The following is a 15,341-nucleotide window of genomic DNA, read 5'->3' on the forward strand; positions in this document are numbered from 1 at the left end:
GTGGTTAATCTCCCTTGATTAAGTTGTAGGTGACACACATCGGCTTATTCGTCCGTGGATCACGACCGATTTCGGCATCGATGTGGAATACTTCTTTTAAGACGTCATGCGAAATGACTTCCTCGCACGTTCCGGCTTTGACGACTTCGCCTTCTTTCATCGCGATGATGTAGTCGGCAAAACGGGCGGCCTGATTTAAATCATGTAACACCATGACGATCGTCCGGCCTTCCGTCCGGTTGAGATGCTCGAGCAGCTCGAGGACTTCGAGCTGGTGGGCGAGATCAAGGTAAGTCGTCGGCTCATCGAGGAAGATGATATCCGTTTCCTGCGCCAGCGCCATCGCAATCCAGACGCGTTGCCGTTGACCACCGGACAAGGCGTCGACCGGACGGTGTTTGAATGCCGTCGTATCCGTTGCCTCTAACGCCCAGTCAATGATCTCGTAATCATGTTTCGTTAAGCGACCAAATCCTTTTTGATAAGGAAAACGACCGTATGAGACGAGCTCTGCGACCGTTAGACCGCTTGCACTTTCCGGTGTCTGAGGCAGGATCGCCATTTTCCGGGCAAGCAGCTTTGTACTTTCCTTCGCAATATCGAGACCGTCAAGCAGGGCACGACCAGACTGATGGGGGATGATTCGGGTCATCGCTTTCAATAAGGTCGATTTACCGCAACCATTCGCACCGATGATTGTCGTGATTTGCCGATCCGGAATCTGAACCGTCAAGTCTTTGACGATGGTACGATCTCCGTATCCGATACTGATTTCTTCTGTTGCTAGACGTACCATACGCAGAGGCTCCTTCTCGTTTAAAGTTGTTTTCATTGATAATGATTATCACTATCGTCTCCCTAACCATACCAGTCTCATAAAAACGCTGTCAACATTTTTTCTTGTCTTCAAGAGATGTTCACGTTATCATTGGAAATGAGAATGATAATCAGTCGTAGTCGAGAGCGAGGAGTGAGTGAGATGGAACAGCAGGAATTGTTTGACGTAACGGTAATTGGTGGAGGCCCGGCCGGGTTATACTCGACTTTCTATAGCGGATTACGCGGGATGAAGACGAAAATCATTGAATACCAGGCAGAGCTTGGTGGCAAGATTCATGTGTATCCGGAGAAGATGATTTGGGATGTCGGGGGACAGCCACCCATTACCGGAGCGAAGCTGATCGAGCAACTCGTCGAACAAGGCTTAACGTTTAATCCGTCCGTGCACCTGAATGAAAAAATCATTTCGATCGCAAAAGACGTATTCGGAAACTTCGTCCTCGAAGCGGAGTCGGGAGAAATTCATTATTCGAAGACAGTCATCGTCGCTGTCGGCGGCGGGATACTCAATCCCCAAAAACTGAAGATTGAAGGGGCCGAACGGTACGAAGTGTCGAACTTGAACTATACCGTCAAATCGATTGAGCGGTTTAAAGATAAGACGGTCCTGATTTCAGGTGGCGGTAACTCAGCGATCGACTGGGCGAACGAGCTCGAACCGATTGCGAAAAAAGTTTACGTCACATACCGGAAAGACTGTTTCACAGGTCACGAGGCACAAGTCGACCAACTCGTCCGAAGCTCAGCCGTCTGTCTCCTCAACACGACGATTCATAAGTTGATCGCAAGCGACGATCACCACCGGATTGCGTCCGTCGAATTGATTGATTGTGCGACGGACGTGACAAACATCGTTGACGTCGATGAAGTCATCATCAACCATGGCTACGAACGGGAAGCAGAGTTGCTCGCGAACTCGGAACTCGACATCAAACAAGTCGACGACTTTTATATCGCCGGTAACGCGTCGAGCGAATCAAGTGTACCGGGATTGTATGCAGCAGGAGATATTTTGACGCATGACGGCAAGGTGAACTTGATTTCGGGTACATTCCAGGACGCGGCAAACGCCGTCAACCGGGCGAAGCAGTTCATTGAACCGGATGCTGCCAAAGTCGCGATGGTCTCATCCCACAATGAAGTTTTCAAAAAACGGAACCGTGAATTGATTCAAGAAATGGTCAACGAAAAGTAAAAAACACCTGTCTTAAAGATCGCCCCTCGTCACATGGACGTCGGTCGTCTTTAGAGCAGGTGTTTTTTTGTTTAAGGATTAATCTTCATCTTCATGCTCGTCGTCCGAGTCATCATCTGAATCATCATCTTCGTCCTGACCTTGATCATCGTCTTGCTCGTCTTCTTCAACGTGACGGTGCTCTGATTTCGTTTCTTCGTGATCGAAGTACTCGAGTTCAATCTCCAACTCGTAAGAACCAGAGAGAGCGAATAAGCTGACGAGTTGTGCCCGTAATTCCTCTTCCGTCATCTTCGGATGTGACTCGATGAACTGAATCAATTGGCGGACACGGGTTTCATCGACCGTTGCGTCATTCGTTTTGACACGCAGCTGACTCTTCTTCTTTTTAAACTGGTATTTAATCTGACTTTGCGTCGTCTCTGTCGCGAGAGCAATCTTCATTTTTTTCAGCATATCTTCATAGCGGTGACCGGCCTTGTTGCGTTCTTTGCCATCGAGAATTCCATCACCATCAGAATCCCGTTTATATGGTTTTGTCCCAAGCTCGAGTTCGATGGCGTTAGTTAAGCCATCACGGTCCGTATCTTCATGTGCGTCGCTGATCTTATCGCGGTCGCTGTCTTTCTTCCGTGGATTGAGTTTGAGCTTATATTCGGTGTAGTTGCTTAAGCCGTCATGATCCGTATCTTGCTGCGCAAGTTTTTTCCCTTTAAGCTTGTACTTCTTTTCCCAGCTGTCATGGATTCCGTTCTTGTTGCGGTCATGCTTCGATGTTTTACTCTTGGCATCGATTGAGCCGAGCGGCGTCAGCATCAAAGCACAAGCGAGGCCGGCAGTAACGACATAATTGATTTTTTTCATGTGAACGTAGTCTCCTTTTGTGAACTTCGGTAACTGGCAAGCATAGCTTGAAGCGGTAGCCCCTATAGTTTTGCGTCACCACATTTCTGTGGGTTTGCCCGTTCGATTCCGGTGAAGAACCGTACATTCAGTATACGTGATTCGTTTCTATGGAGAGGGGAGGGTTTTCGATAATGGGTCAGTAAAATATATGTTCCATTCGCGGGGGTAACATTCGAAAGAGCGGTTTTTCGAAACGAGTTTTTTTCCCGTGCTTTCCTCGGGCGAGGCGTAAGCCGTTGCTTCTTGATTCTAGCGAACAAGAAGCAGGGTCTTACTTGCCTCTGACAGCGCAAGTGGTCTTGCGCTTTTTCCCGTAGGAGTCACAAGAAGTAACTCTTTTTTGTCACTTCGATTATTTCGAAACGGGAACAAGCTGACGATAGCGCGTCTAAAAAACTGTTCGCCTGATTTTCCATAAGGATACAGTGAGCAAGAGACAAAAAAATCCGCCCTTTCACGAACTGAATCGGTCAAGAAGCGGACAGGTTACTTATTCTTTATCATTTTTTTTGTTTTGTTCCTTCTCAATCATCTTCTTCGCAGCCATCCGGAAGCGGAAAATCAGATAGAGACGGTAAAAGTCGATTGCTGCGAACAGCGTCAACAGAATCGTCCAAAAGTTAAAGACGGTTCCTGCCTCGATCGAGTTGCTGTACGCGAGGTACATGAACAGAATACCGAACAGGGCATAAAATAATGCCATGAAGTTTGAGCCTTGGCGCATGAAAACACTACCTTTCGTAAGTTAAGTCGTGGCGTAAAGTGCGAGCACGACGATTCCGTTGTTGAAGACATGAATCGCAATCGGTGCTAAGATGCGGCGCGTTTTGACGAAGACGAGTGAGAAGACGAAACTCATCGCGACGTAAATCAAAAACTTGTTGTCTCCATGAATGAAACCGAAGATGAGCCCACTGAGGATGAAACTGAAGATGAAGTTCAGTTTCGTCGACAAGTTCCCGAACATGATGTGGCGGAATAAAAATTCTTCCATGATCGGTCCGAGTAAGACGACCATCACCTGTAAAATCGGAATGACTTGGATTGCTTTCATGATGTCATCCGTATTTTGTGATTTTGCGACGTTCTCAATCCCGCCAGACATCCAGGCATCAAGCAGATTGACGCTAATCAGTAAGGCGTACAGCAACACGATGCCGATCCCAATCCACTTTAACGTGTCGATCGGATCCGTCTGGTTGCCTTCTGCTTTCCACTTCTGCCAGTCAGGACGAAGACAGAAGAACGAGACGACGACGGCGACGGTAAAACCGATCGCAAGCCACCAGCCGAGGACACCCGGAATTTGGCTTTTTGAGAGAAAGCTCGGGAATGTTGCCGGTACGAGCTGGACGATCAAATAAATCACAATCGGAATGACGTGACGGATTTGCCACTTATCAGCCATGTTGAATGGCAGATTGACGGAATTTTTCATCGGTCGGGACACAACTCCTTTGTATTGAAGGTACTGTCCCGATTGTAACAAACAAACCGACCGGGCGCACGAATGGTGATGGTTCAAAGATGGCGATTTCGGGAAAACGGATAAGGGTTCAGGGTTGAATTTCGATTGAAAACCGTTTAAGATAAAAATATGTTAGCACTCCATTTAAGTGAGTGCTAAAAAACAGTCATTTTCAAGGAGGATGTTTCGCATGTTAAAACCACTTGGTGATCGCATCGTGATCGAAGTCGTTAAAAAAGAAGAAACAACACTCGGAGGAATCGTTCTTCCTGGGTCAGCGAAAGAAAAGCCACAAGAGGGTAAAGTCATCGCTGTCGGTACAGGCCGTGTGACAGAGCAGGGTGTACGTGTACCACTTGAAGTGAACGTCGGCGACCATGTCATCTACGCGCAGTATGCCGGGTCAGAAGTCAAAGTCGATGGCAATGAATACTTAATCTTACGCGAAAGCGATATTTTAGCAGTAGCACAATAATAAAAGGGGGATTTCAGTCATGGCAAAAGATATCTTATTCAGTGAAGAAGCACGCCGCGCGATGCTCCGCGGTGTCGACGCATTAGCAGACGCAGTCAAAGTGACGATCGGACCAAAAGGACGCAACGTCGTTCTCGAACGTAAATTCGGTTCACCACTCATCACGAACGATGGTGTGACAATCGCAAAAGAAATCGAACTTGAAGACCACTTTGAAAACATGGGTGCGAAGCTCGTCGCGGAAGTCGCGTCGAAAACGAACGAAATCGCAGGGGATGGTACGACAACAGCGACAGTCCTCGCACAAGCGATGATCCGTGAAGGACTCAAAAACGTCACAGCGGGCGCGAACCCGATGGTCATCCGTAAAGGAATCGAAAAAGCGGTCCGCCGTGCCGTCGAAGAGCTCCACGCCATTGCAAAACCGATTGAAGGCAAAGAAGCGATCGCACAAGTTGCGGCAATTTCTGCTGCTGACGAAGAAGTCGGTCAATTGATCGCAGAAGCAATGGAACGTGTCGGTCAGGACGGTGTCATCACGATCGAAGAATCACGTGGCTTCACGACAGAACTCGACGTTGTTGAAGGGATGCAGTTCGACCGTGGTTACGCGTCACCATACATGATCACGGATTCAGACAAGATGGAAGCGGTGCTTGAGAACCCGTACATCTTAGTCACAGATAAAAAAATCTCGAACATCCAGGAAATCTTGCCGGTCCTTGAGCAAGTCGTCCAACAAAATAAACCGCTCTTAATCATCGCGGAAGACGTCGAAGGCGAAGCACTCGCGACACTCGTCGTCAACAAACTCCGTGGTACGTTCAACGCGGTTGCGGTGAAAGCACCGGGCTTCGGTGACCGCCGTAAAGCAATGCTCGAAGACATCTCGATCGTCACAGGCGCCGAGTTGATCACAGAAGAGCTCGGTCTTGATTTGAAAGAAACACAAATCATGCAACTCGGTCGTGCGTCGAAAGTCGTCGTCTCAAAAGACAACACGACGATCGTCGAAGGACACGGACACAGTGATTCAATCGAAGCACGTGTCGGCGCCATCCGTGCGCAAATCGAAGAAACATCAAGCGACTTCGACCGTGAAAAACTGCAAGAGCGTCTTGCGAAACTTGCGGGCGGCGTAGCGGTCGTCAAAGTCGGGGCAGCAACGGAAACAGAACTGAAAGAACGCAAGCTCCGGATTGAAGATGCACTCAACGCGACACGTGCAGCCGTCGAAGAAGGAATCGTTGCCGGTGGGGGAACAGCCTTTATCCACGTCACGAAAGCCGTCGAATCGATTCTTGCTGTCTCAACAGGCGACGAAGCGACAGGCGTCAACATCGTTCTCCGTGCGCTCGAAGCACCACTCCGTCAAATCGCGGAAAACGCCGGTCAAGAAGGTTCAGTCATCGTCGAGCGTCTCAAACATGAAGCGCAAGGAATGGGCTACAACGCCGCGACAGACGAGTACGTCGACATGATTGAAGCGGGAATCGTCGACCCGGCGAAAGTGACGCGTTCAGCACTTCAAAACGCAGCGTCTGTTTCAGCGATGTTCTTGACGACTGAAGCGGTCATCGCCGATAAACCGGAACCTGCCGGATCTGCTCCTGCAATGCCTGATATGGGCGGCATGGGTGGAATGGGCGGAATGATGTAATGAATTAATTTATGGAAGAGAGCAATCCTATTTTGTATGGATTGTTCTCTTTTTTATTAACCTTATAAACTTCTTCATATATAGGCTATAATTTTTAATAGATATACTGATTAAATGTAAAATAAAATCTTTATTGTATGTATTTTGGGACTTATAATAAAGTGGAGTATCTGAAAATAGGAGGGATTTTGATGGATTTTAAAGGGAACAGATGGTACAAATGCGATCTTCACGTACATACACCTGAAAGTAGATGTTTTTCGGATGAAAACGTAACACCTAAGGAATGGGTCGAAGAATGTTTAAGAAAGGGTTTAGATGTTGTAGCTGTAACTGATCATAATAGTGGTAATTATATTGACAAAATCATTGAAGAAGCTAAAAACACTGATTTAACAGTTTTTCCAGGAGTTGAAATTACTTGCGATTCTTCAAAAGTACATCTTTTAATATTATTTGATAAACATAAACGCTCAAGCGATGTTAATGCATTCCTTCACTATTGTGGTATCGAAGACCATAAGTTTGCTCGACAAGATGCAACTACATCTGAACAGGAGACTATATTTACTGTTGCAGAAAAAGCCCGAAGACGTGGGGGATTAGTTATAGCGGCGCATGTCGACGAATACAACGGTATTTCTGAAACAAGTTACCAAAAAATGAATGAGTTTTTAGATAAAGATTATATTAATGGTGTACAAGTAGTTAATGAAGAATTCTATAATCAAATGGGAATTTCTACGCAAGATCTTTTAAGCTCATTGAGACAGAGGTATAGTAAGCTAGATGAAAATATGATGAAAAATTGGAAAAACGCAGTGGAATTGTCAATTAATAAAAATAAAGCGATATTAACATTTTCAGATAATCCGAGCGCTTTAGGAGAAACCACTCACGGACTTTGGGGAATTGGTAATAGGTATACATGGATCAAAATGGATGAAGAAGTAACGTTAGAAAGTCTTAGACATGCATTAATAATGCCTCATTACAAAATAAAAAATGATTTTCAGAGCAAGACTGTTCCTTATAAAAAACCAGATTTACTGATAAAAGGATTAGAAATTCGAAATAGCATCTTAAATCCTAAAGAAAAATTAGAAATTCATTTTAATCCCCAAATGAATACCATTATTGGTGGCAGAGGTACTGGTAAATCAGCTATTAATAGGATCATTCGTGGTTTGTTAAACAGTAATAATGAGTTAGAAGATTTTGAGGAATTGTTAAAAGAACAAACAGAATTTTTTAAAATAAATGAAAGTGTTAGAGGAGAAGAAACAAAAGGAATACTACAAAATAATACTGAAATAGATCTTTATTTACAAAGATTGGGGCATACTTATAAAATAAAATTTAATAATTTTAATGGCTTAGAAAGTAATAAAACATTTTATACTTTAGATAACAATGGGGAATACATAGAATGTGACAACTCAATTTTAGAGCTATTCGAATCTGAAATTTATTCGCAAAAACAAATTTACAATATTGCTAGTCGTCCAAATGCTCTCAGGGAAAAAATCGACCAATCAATCATTGAATTTAATGAGCAAGTAAATATGATCAATGAATCCGAAAATAAAAATTATGAGATTACTGCAAGAATAAGAACTATTCAAAAACGTCTTGAAAATAAGAAAAGATTAGGTATTGAAATTAAAGATTTAAAACTTAGATTGTCTGAGTTTAAGGAAAAAGGATACCAATCTATCCTTAAGAGGCAAGAAAAAGCAGAGTATGAAAACTCTCAAGTACGTTCTATAATACTTGATTTAAAAAGAAAAGTAGAACTGTTAGCTAGTTTCCGAAAAGATTTCATTTATCCAGATATGAGTGAAGTTAAATTATTTTCCGAATCAAATGATGAATTAAATAATATTTTAGATAATAGTCTGCTGAATTTTGAACAAGTCGTTTTAAAATTAAAAGAAGGTGAAGAAATTTTATCTTCAATTCAAAAATCTTTAGAAGATGAAATTGATTCGTCTCAATGGAATTTAGGACTTGTAAAAATTAAGAAAGAATATACTGATTTACAAGATAGTCTTCAACCACAAGATTTAAATGACATATCTAATATCGAAGGATTGACAACTCAATTATCTAGTAAAGAAAATGAAATGGCAGAGCTAGTAAGAGATGAAACAAAATTAAATGATTTGATAATTGAATTAGAACAAAATCATTTAAATTATTTAAATCAAAGAAAACATGTAACTACACTTAGACGAGAATTTTTAAATCATACACTAACCGATATATCAAATATAAAAATCGATGTTAATCCATTTAGAGATGCAATCAATTACGAAGAAGAATTAAGAAAAATTCTTCAAAGAACAGATTCTTTTGCAGAAGATTTTCAAATTATTAACTCGATAATATTTTCGGGACAAGTTGAGCAGACTATTAAAAAATTCTCTGAATCGATTAGTGCTATTAAATATAATCAAAATATAGATAATAGATTTTCTAAAAGATTTAATACACTCATTCAAAATTTGAGCGATGAGCAAATAGACAAAATTAAATTATTATATCCTGAAGATAAAATTGATGTTAAGTATAAAGCAAACGAATCTTCTCCATTTAAATCGATTTCCAATGCTTCTGCTGGTCAAAAAACTTCAGCAATACTAACATTTCTTTTATCATATGGGGATGCTCCTCTGCTTCTAGATCAACCAGAAGATGATTTAGATAATCAGTTGATTTATGATTTAATTGTTGATCGTCTAAGTCAATCAAAAAATAATCGTCAAATCATCACAGTTACTCATAATGCAAATATTCCGGTTAACGGTGACTCTGAATGGGTTATAGCAATGAATTCAGAGAGTCAAGATATTGAAATCCTCCATGCAGGTCCTATAGAAGATCAGAATGTAAAAGATGCCATCTGTAATATCATGGAAGGTGGTAGAGAAGCATTTGAGTTACGTGCAAAAAGATATAACTTCTAAACGCAATACACTAAAAGTTATAAAAAAGTCATATGAAAAGTCGTTTTCAATGGCTTTTTCATATGACTTTAATTTAATACTATGTATAACGATTTTAATGTTTAAATTAATAATAGTGTATTATTCTTTATAGACGTAGTCACAATTTAATTGCTATATATGTACGAAAAATATTAATTAATAAATTGATAAATCTATGAAACGTAATGGAAAGTTGCATGATAATTAAAATTAGTAAGTGAGGATATTAAAGTATATATGGATAGATTGAAAAAAAATAAAACAATTTTTATTTCTGTAATAATATTTTTGTTAATACCTGTAGTTCTTAATATAGTTTTTATTCATGGCGCTTTTAGTAGTGGGAAAGACCTTGGAAATAAAGAATGGTTAGGATTTTGGGGAAGTTATTTGGGGGGCACGGCTACTCTACTTGCTGTTTGGTTAACGCTTCGACAAAATAAAAAGATAATTATTCAAAATGAACAAATTTTATTTTACAATAAAAAAGGCTTAGAATTTCAGGAAGAAAAAGCTCGCTTAAGCATATTACCCTATATCGATGTGAATATATTTAATAATGAAGATATACACAAATTAAATCTTCAACAGCCAAGCGGATTTATTATTTTAAAGAGGCCTAAAGAAAGTTTAATAACTAATAAATTGTCAGATGAATACCGTGGGATATTAGAAAATCCTCTAGAGGAAATACATAGTGATGGTGTAATTACAACGATGGTAATTGACGTGTGTTTGATTAATTTAGTATTAACTCAAAAATCCCCTTCACTTGCGAGAAATATATATTTAACTATTGAAGATAGCAACTCTAACACAGAACCATTAACTTTGACTCCTCTCTTCGTACTATCAGAAGGTGAGAAGCTTCAACTTCCTATTTTGTTTGATAGAGGTTTTCCAAAGGAAAGGTACGAATTTACTCTGAATTTCGAAGATATTGAAGGGCGTTTATATAAACAAAAATTTTATATACATTATAAAAGAGCAGGAAATTATAGTTTTGAAGTAGTTAGTCCTCCAAAATACTATTCCCCTTAAATTATTTAATTGAATAATTCAAGTAGAAATAAGTTTTTGTTGTCTATGAGTGACAATGGGTAAATAATACTTTTTTAATGACAGATTTATAAGAATATAGAGGTTTAGTGATAGAAAAGCTAGCCTGACTGCTCACGAGACGTAAACGAAGTCAGGCTTGTTCACTTTCAAGAAAATCAGAGACCATTTTATTACTTCAGCTCATTCTTTTCAATGATCTTATCCGACAGTTTTAATTGCTAACTAACATCCTTCACCTGACTTCGACAGAATTTCATCTCGACTTTTTTCTCGGACGACACGTCTTAGCAGGTTCCTTCGCCTGATGCTTTCGTCAAATCCGATTCATAGTAATAGTCCTTATAGCGGAACGAACCATCGCGAAAACCAGTCAGATTCGGTTGATCATCGACGAGCGACTGCCCCATCATATAGGACGTCTTTAAATTCAATAGATCAACAATTGTTGGTGCGATATCAATTTGTCCGCCGTTTTCTTTCATGACCCGACCAGTTTGCTGGTCGGATTTTTTGATGAAGAGCGGAATGCGTTGTTCGAGTTCGAAGGCTGCTACTGGAGACGAGGCATCCGCTTTTTTCCGCATCTCGCTGTCTTCATTCACGAGTCCGCTATCGTGATCGCCATAAAAGATGACGAGGGACTGATTCCATAGGTCCCGTTGTTTCAATTCGTCGATCATCTTCCCGACACCAGTATTGACGTAATGTACGGTCTGGTAATACCGTTTCAACATCGGATCCTCGTATCCAGACAGATCAAGCGTCTGATCTTCCTTATCGATCTCATATGGTGTATGACTCGTCAGCGCAACTAAAAACGAGAAGAACGGTTCTTGCAGCGTCTCCATGTGATCAATTGATTCGAGGAAGAACTGCTGATTGTTCAGCGCCATCCCAATTTTCTCTTCTTTTGAATAATCCTTTTGGCTGAAGAAGTGCTTAAAACCGATGTTCTTATAGACATCGTCGCGGTTCCAGAAGCCTGGAACGACTCGAGCTGAACAAGAATGTATAAGCTTAGATTCGTGTTCTTTTCTCTAATAGGTCAGTATTTACAGTCTGCTATTATTAGAAATAAGTGTGCCAATACTCTCATCAACAAATCTATATATTTTGTAATAGATATTAATACTCCGTGCACTCTTCTGTTTTTCAATATGTTGTAGATTTGTGTTAAAAAAGACGAAATTAAAATATATCAGGAAGCGGGGAATCTATGAAGAAAAACGCAGAAATCACAATTCAACCTTTAATGGAACAATCCATAACTATCATCAACGACACAAATGAATCGTTCCCAATCATCGGAAAGATTATCCCGATTTTTTTGAAGGGCGCCTGGTCTTACGACGAAGAGTTATATGATACTCCAACAGAAATTCGTTTCCCGGACGACAAACTGGATTGGTCTACTTATATCGACAGCAGTGAAAAAATTATCTTGTTAGCCTTTCATGAAGATACATGCATCGGACAGATCCGTCTCGTCAAAGACTGGAACCGTTTTGCCTATATTGAAAACATCGCCGTCAAAAAGGATTTCCGGAAAAACGGTGTCGGTCACTTATTACTTGAAGCAGCCGAAGCCTGGGCGAAGGGACAGTCGTTGATTGGTCTATCGCTTGAAGAACAAAACGATAATCTGATTGCCTGCCGTTTTTACGTCAAAGAAGGATTTGTCCTTGGTGGTGTGGATACGCTGAAACAATCCGCTAATCCGAACATTGATTTGACACTATACTGATACAAGAATTTTTCGGGAACTGAAGGAACTGCCGATGAACAAGGATGAATTGATCGCATTAGCGGAACAGATGTCGATCGACGAGTATGTGTACGATGAAGAACGGGGTTATTCCACGAGTGAAGGTTCGCCATCTGACTTGGTGTATGAAATAGCGCGTCGCTTTCAGGATGTTCAAATGCTTTTTGTTTTAATGGAGCTGTTTGAACAGACTAAACGGTTGGACATGAAACAGCGTTTCTACTTTATGCTGGGGACGATTGGTACGAACATAGGTGACGTACGTGTTGCTGATTTATTGTTAGAGCAGCTGGCACAAGAGACGAAGCCGACACTGATTGTCAAAATCCTGGATGAACTGGCGAAACAGGAACGGGTACATGACGCGACGGATATCATCAAGTATGTCAAGGATGCCCGTTCCGCTATTCGAAATTCGGCGATTAATGCACTCGGCTCCTGTCGGGGTGCTTTAGCAGAAGGTGCGTTAGTTTAATTTGTTACGACATCCACCGATTCATTTGAAATCATGAGTGCGAATTTTGTGTTAGCAACGATTGGGACAGAACGGGTGATACCGCATCTGATACCGCTCCTCAATCATCCGGAAAGGTGATGTCCGACAACTCGGCGCTGAATGCCATCAGTGTACTCGGAGACGACTCATTCCTGCCAATGTATATAAAAGGTCTGGAGGATTGGTCGGTCGACGTCAAATCGTATGCGTTGCTCGGAATTTTGAAACATGGTGATGCATCTGCCGTTCAGCTGGTCATCAAACGGCTGAAAACAATGTTGAAGCGGAAGCGACAGATACAAAGTGACGATGGTCTGGTTGCATTCCGTTTTTTGAATCGCTATCGACAATCGGAAAAGACGATCCCGGAGTTATTTGATTGGATCATCACGAAAAAATCGGATGTCTTGTTTGACGAGAAACAGCAGTTGTTGAATGAATATCTGTCATCCTTTCTTCGTAGAGACCAATGATTGAGTCAGCCTCTTTTAGTGCATTATTGGTTTGTGATTGATGTTAATCTAAAATTTGATATGTTATAATATTGAAAATAAAACTTAAATGAGGGATTTATAATGGGTATATCTGTTAAAAGCAGAAAGATGCTTTGGGGGAGAGCAGCAAATAGATGTGCATTTCCTGATTGTAGAAGAGAACTAGTAATGGATGAAACTGATACTGATGATCCATCAATAATTGGCGAAGAATGTCATATTATTGCCAAAGAAGACGATGGACCAAGAGGGGATACTGATGTTTCAAAAGATCAAAGAGATTTATATAGCAACTTAATTTTATTGTGTAATGTTCATCACAAAGTAATGGATGATCAAGAACGTACTTACTCAGTTGAAATGATTAAGGAGATGAAAAGAAGACATGAGGAATGGGTAAAAGATTCATTAGATATTGATGAAAAAAAAATTAAGGATGAATTAATCTATTCAAGTTATATCGATGAATGGATAAAAAGAGTTGATTTGGATAATTGGGAAGCATGGACTTCTTGGTTGCTTGGATCTGGACAGCCAAGTATCAGAAAAGAAAAGATACAAGAACTAGAAGAACTTAAAGAATGGATGTTTACAAGGATTATGCCAAATAGAATTATTGGATTAGAGAATGCTTTTGAAAATTTTAGAAGGGTTCTTCAAGATCTTATTAATACTTTCTCTGCTCATTCTGTTAGTAGAGGAGACGAACTTGAAACAGAAAAATTTTATAAAATCGATCGTTGGGATCCTGAATTAAATAGTAAGTTGCATAAAGAGTTTATGTTTCATGTAGATTTAGTAATGGACTTGACTGTGGAATTAACAAGAGCGGCTAACTATTTATGCGATCAAGTTAGAAGGTATATATTATCTGATTTTCGCCTTGAAGAAGGTTTGCTTGTTGTAACTAGCGGTCCATACATGGATCTTACATTTAGAACACATAGGGTTAATTATGTCGGAGAACAAAGAACAGGTATTCCCTACGAGGGTTTTGATAAATTTAAATTAGAAAGACGACACAGGGATCATTACTTGGGTGCTGGTAGAAATGTACAAGAGGCTGAAGAATTGGGTATCAAATACTACTAGGCTATGAATTATACTTATCAGCTTACTTGCTAATTTCATTTGAGTGACTAGTGAGATATAAGATGCATTACTTCAAAAGTATTAGATGATTAATTGAACATCTTATTAGTTGAGTAAAATATATGTATGTCTAATTAAAAAATTAATACCTTATGTCATACTACAATGAACAAACTCGATTCCTTACTAGTTCTGAAGGGGTTCAGGTTTGTTTACTATTTAAACAATCAGATACTAATCGATTACTTCAGTTCATTCTTTTTGATAATTTTATCCGATAGCTTTAATTGTTCGCTAACATCTTTCACTTGATTCCGGCAGAACTTCATCTCGACTTTCTTTTCCGTCAACACGTCGTAACAGGTGCCTTCGCCTGATGCTTTTGTCAAATCCGCTTCATAGTAAAAGTCCTCATAGCGGAACGAACCATCGCGGAAGCTAGGTAAATTCGGTTGATCATCGATGAGTGACTGCCTCATCATATAGGACGTCTTCACGTTTAACAGATCAATAATCGTCGGTGCAATATCGATCTGTCCGCCGTTCTCTTTCATGACCCGACCCGTTTGCTGGTCGGGTTTCTTGATGAAGAGCGGAATCCGTCGTTCGAGTTCGAAGGCTGCTACCGGAGACGAGACATCCGCTTTTTTGCGCATCTCACTGCCTTCATTGACGAGTCCACTATCGTGATCGCCATAAAAGATGACGAGGGACTGATTCCATTTCGAATAATCCTTCTGGCTGAAGAAGTGCTTGAAACCGATGTTCTCGTAGACATCATCACGTTTCCATAAGCCTTTTTCATACGCATACATCGCTGCTGTGCTGCAAAAAATACTTCAGATTCGGTGTCTGACTTATGTAGGTCGATTCATATTTTCAGAGGAGTTATCTTCAT

General features: G+C 40.7%; 15 protein-coding genes and 1 riboswitch. Of the genes, 9 read left to right on the forward strand and 6 right to left on the reverse strand.

Annotated features, from left to right (window positions below; genetic code table 11):
- Window positions 1-4: 4 nt before the first annotated feature.
- On the reverse strand, window positions 5-796 hold the full coding sequence (locus KNQ05_RS13655; RefSeq protein ID WP_029331864.1) for an ABC transporter ATP-binding protein: 792 nt from the start codon (window positions 794-796) through the stop codon (window positions 5-7).
- A gap of 183 nt (window positions 797-979) precedes the next feature.
- On the opposite strand from KNQ05_RS13655, the gene KNQ05_RS13660 reads away from it, so the two are divergent.
- Window positions 980-2,035, forward strand: coding sequence for an NAD(P)/FAD-dependent oxidoreductase (locus KNQ05_RS13660; protein ID WP_088838031.1), 1,056 nt, complete (start codon window positions 980-982; stop codon window positions 2,033-2,035).
- A gap of 78 nt (window positions 2,036-2,113) precedes the next feature.
- Here KNQ05_RS13660 and KNQ05_RS13665 read toward each other — a convergent pair whose 3' ends face one another.
- The 3 genes from KNQ05_RS13665 to KNQ05_RS13675 all read right to left on the reverse strand — a co-directional run bounded on the left by KNQ05_RS13665 (window position 2,114) and on the right by KNQ05_RS13675 (window position 4,379).
- Window positions 2,114-2,899: a hypothetical protein gene (locus KNQ05_RS13665; RefSeq protein ID WP_214805758.1), complete on the reverse strand. Its 786-nt coding sequence runs from the start codon at window positions 2,897-2,899 to the stop codon at window positions 2,114-2,116.
- A 25-nt stretch (window positions 2,900-2,924) separates the two neighbouring features.
- Window positions 2,925-3,008: riboswitch (cyclic di-GMP riboswitch) on the reverse strand.
- Window positions 3,009-3,431: 423 nt separating this feature from the next.
- A complete protein-coding gene (locus KNQ05_RS13670) occupies window positions 3,432-3,665 on the reverse strand; it encodes a DUF4305 domain-containing protein (protein ID WP_029331862.1) in 234 nt (77 codons plus the stop codon).
- A 21-nt stretch (window positions 3,666-3,686) separates the two neighbouring features.
- The gene (locus tag KNQ05_RS13675; protein WP_159173267.1) at window positions 3,687-4,379 is read right to left on the reverse strand and encodes a CPBP family intramembrane glutamic endopeptidase; all 693 of its coding nucleotides are present in this window, start codon (window positions 4,377-4,379) and stop codon (window positions 3,687-3,689) included.
- A 220-nt stretch (window positions 4,380-4,599) separates the two neighbouring features.
- Here KNQ05_RS13675 and groES point away from each other — a divergent pair, with 220 nt between their 5' ends.
- From groES to KNQ05_RS13695, 4 genes are all read left to right on the forward strand, one after another.
- A complete protein-coding gene (gene groES / locus KNQ05_RS13680; protein WP_029331860.1) occupies window positions 4,600-4,884 on the forward strand; it encodes a co-chaperone GroES in 285 nt (94 codons plus the stop codon).
- Window positions 4,885-4,903: 19 nt separating this feature from the next.
- Window positions 4,904-6,544, forward strand: coding sequence for a chaperonin GroEL (groL, locus tag KNQ05_RS13685; RefSeq protein WP_159173269.1), 1,641 nt, complete (start codon window positions 4,904-4,906; stop codon window positions 6,542-6,544).
- Window positions 6,545-6,735: 191 nt separating this feature from the next.
- A complete protein-coding gene (locus KNQ05_RS13690; RefSeq protein WP_214805761.1) occupies window positions 6,736-9,513 on the forward strand; it encodes a TrlF family AAA-like ATPase in 2,778 nt (925 codons plus the stop codon).
- Between the two features lie 258 nt (window positions 9,514-9,771).
- A complete protein-coding gene (locus KNQ05_RS13695; RefSeq protein ID WP_214805764.1) occupies window positions 9,772-10,575 on the forward strand; it encodes a hypothetical protein in 804 nt (267 codons plus the stop codon).
- Between the two features lie 305 nt (window positions 10,576-10,880).
- Here KNQ05_RS13695 and KNQ05_RS13700 read toward each other — a convergent pair whose 3' ends face one another.
- Complete coding sequence (locus tag KNQ05_RS13700; protein ID WP_353048693.1) at window positions 10,881-11,609, reverse strand: LTA synthase family protein; 729 nt, start codon at window positions 11,607-11,609, stop codon at window positions 10,881-10,883.
- Between the two features lie 203 nt (window positions 11,610-11,812).
- Between KNQ05_RS13700 and KNQ05_RS13705 the strand changes: the two genes are divergently transcribed.
- The 4 genes from KNQ05_RS13705 (at window position 11,813) to KNQ05_RS13720 (ending at window position 14,443) form a co-directional block, all read left to right on the forward strand.
- Window positions 11,813-12,340 (forward strand): GNAT family N-acetyltransferase, encoded by a 528-nt coding sequence (locus tag KNQ05_RS13705; RefSeq protein WP_214805767.1) that lies wholly within the window; start codon window positions 11,813-11,815, stop codon window positions 12,338-12,340.
- Window positions 12,341-12,374: 34 nt separating this feature from the next.
- The gene (locus KNQ05_RS13710) at window positions 12,375-12,836 is read left to right on the forward strand and encodes a hypothetical protein (RefSeq protein ID WP_214805769.1); all 462 of its coding nucleotides are present in this window, start codon (window positions 12,375-12,377) and stop codon (window positions 12,834-12,836) included.
- A gap of 119 nt (window positions 12,837-12,955) precedes the next feature.
- The gene (locus KNQ05_RS13715; RefSeq protein ID WP_214805772.1) at window positions 12,956-13,330 is read left to right on the forward strand and encodes a HEAT repeat domain-containing protein; all 375 of its coding nucleotides are present in this window, start codon (window positions 12,956-12,958) and stop codon (window positions 13,328-13,330) included.
- 189 nt (window positions 13,331-13,519) lie between these two features.
- A complete protein-coding gene (locus KNQ05_RS13720; RefSeq protein ID WP_214805774.1) occupies window positions 13,520-14,443 on the forward strand; it encodes a DEAD/DEAH box helicase family protein in 924 nt (307 codons plus the stop codon).
- Window positions 14,444-14,685: 242 nt separating this feature from the next.
- Here KNQ05_RS13720 and KNQ05_RS13725 read toward each other — a convergent pair whose 3' ends face one another.
- Window positions 14,686-15,258, reverse strand: a complete 573-nt coding sequence (locus KNQ05_RS13725) for a sulfatase-like hydrolase/transferase (protein WP_214805776.1) — start codon at window positions 15,256-15,258, stop codon at window positions 14,686-14,688.
- Window positions 15,259-15,341: the final 83 nt, after the last annotated feature.

The sequence above is a fragment of the Exiguobacterium sp. s125 genome (assembly GCF_018618605.1).
Classification (GTDB): Bacteria; Bacillota; Bacilli; order Exiguobacteriales; family Exiguobacteriaceae; genus Exiguobacterium_A; species Exiguobacterium_A oxidotolerans.